Raw genomic sequence first — 752 nt, forward strand, 5'->3', positions numbered from 1 at the left:
GATCTCCAACAGGGACGAGAACTCTCTAAGTGTAGATCCGCTTTTTGCATCCGACAATGATTTGGTTACCCGAGCTTTGATTCTGGCCAACGCTGGAACAGATTTATTGGAAATTGTACCGGATGATATTTTTGGAAACCCGAGGGTTTCTCCGGTAAGTATTGGTGCTGTTGAGATAAATTTCGAAATTCTGCCTGTAGAAGATTTGACCCAGTCGAATGACCCTGGAGATTGCCATGCAATTGTAGAAGTGCAGGAACCAGAAGCAAAGGGTGACTCATATGGGGTGACTTTTATAGGTACACGAGACGATGATCAACCCCTGCAAGAACCATTTACAGTTGGCGAAACACTAATCACTTGGAAAGCCGTGGATGGCAATGATTTTGAAATTGGAGAAGTGCTTCAGAAAGTTATTATAACAGACGATGAAGATCCAATATTGGAAACAGTGGATATTATTATTTATCTGGATGAAAATGGAGCGGCTTCTATTACAGCTGAACAAATAGACAACGGATCTTCTGATAATTGTGGTATTGCTGAAATCCAACTGAGCACCTTTGAGTTTACCTGTGAACATATTGGTGAGAATCCCATTCTATTTACGGTAACCGATGTAAATGAGAATGAGGCAAGCAAAGAGATATTTGTAACCGTTATTGATGAGTTACCCCCCCTGCCTGATGTGACTGAACTCCCTGATTTAATGGCCCAGTGCGAAATCACCGAACTGGTACCACCAACCGCAA

The 752-nt window shown here is 42.3% G+C and carries 1 pseudogene; it reads left to right on the forward strand.

The features are described from left to right. A pseudogene (locus DB520_RS26285) lies at window positions 1–752 on the forward strand (hypothetical protein); the annotation flags it as partial.

The organism is Pleomorphovibrio marinus (assembly GCF_003347495.1).
In the GTDB taxonomy this organism is placed as follows: Bacteria; Bacteroidota; Bacteroidia; order Cytophagales; family Cyclobacteriaceae; genus Pleomorphovibrio; species Pleomorphovibrio marinus.